We start from the raw sequence: 1274 nt of genomic DNA, 5'->3' as shown, positions 1-1274 counted from the left end.
GCGAGCAGGCCTACTACACGATGTTCCACAGCACCGCCCACGTGGTGCTGGGCTCCGGTATGACCATCGCCGGCGCCACCCTGTGCCTGCACTTCACCCGGCTGCCGTACTTCCAGACCCTGGGCATCCCGCTGGCCATCGGCATGACGGTCGTGGTGTTCACCGCGCTGGCGGTCGGGCCCGCGATCATCTCTGTGGCCAGCCGGTTCGGCAAGCTGCTCGAACCCAAGCGCACCATGCGGACCAGGGGCTGGCGCAAGGTCGGTGCCGCCGTCACCCGCTGGCCGGGCCCGATCCTGATCGGGGCGGTCGCACTGTCGCTGATCGGGCTGCTGACCCTGCCCGGCTACCGCACCAACTACAACGACCGCCACTACCTGCCGCCGGATCTGCCCGCCAACTCCGGGTACGCCGCGGCCGACCGGCACTTCTCACCCGCCCGGATGAACCCCGAGCTGCTGCTCATCGAGACCGATCACGATCTGCGCAACTCGGCGGACTTCCTGGTGATCGAGCGGATCGCGAAACGTGTTGTCGGCGTGCCCGGCATCTCCCGGGTGCAGGCCATCACCCGGCCGCAGGGCACACCGATCGAGCACACCTCGATCCCGTTCAACATCAGCATGCAGGGCACCACGCAGACCATGAATCAGAAGTACATGCAGGACCGCATGGACGACATGCTGGTTCAGGCCGATTCGATGCAGGTGACCGTCGACACCATGACCAAGATGATCGCGCTCATGGAACAGATGCAGGCCACCATGAACAGCATGGTCGGCAAGATGCACGGGATGGTCGACGACATCCGCGAATTGCGGGACAACATATCGAATTTCGACGATTTCTTCAGACCGCTCCGCAACTATCTGTACTGGGAACCGCACTGCTTCGACATTCCGATGTGCTGGTCGATCCGGTCGGTTTTCGACGCGCTCGACGGCGTCGACACGATGACAGCGGACTTCGAACAGATCGTGCCGGATCTGGACCGGATGAACGCGCTGCTCCCGCAGATGCTGGCGACCATGCCGCCGATGATCGCGACCATGAAGACGATGAAGACCATGATGCTGACCATGCAGGCCACCAACGGCGGGCTGCAGGATCAGATGGCGGCCATGCAGGACAATTCCACCGCCATGGGTCAGGCCTTCGACAAGGCCAAGAACGACGACTCGTTCTATATGCCCCCCGAGGCCTTCGAGAACCCCGACTTCAAACGCGGGATGAAGATGTTCCTGTCCCCCGACGGGCATTCGGTGCGGTTCATC

1 protein-coding gene is annotated in these 1274 nt (G+C 63.3%); it reads left to right on the top strand.

Features of this window, described 5'->3' with window-relative positions; translation table 11 throughout:
- On the top strand, positions 1-1274 hold a 1274-nt coding region (locus tag ACWDTP_RS38505; RefSeq protein ID WP_450028454.1), incomplete at both ends, for an MMPL family transporter.

Source organism: Mycobacterium sp. NPDC003449 (assembly GCF_053588415.1).
Note: the sequence above shows the minus strand (reverse complement) of the source record. Positions and strands in the feature narration are given on the sequence as shown.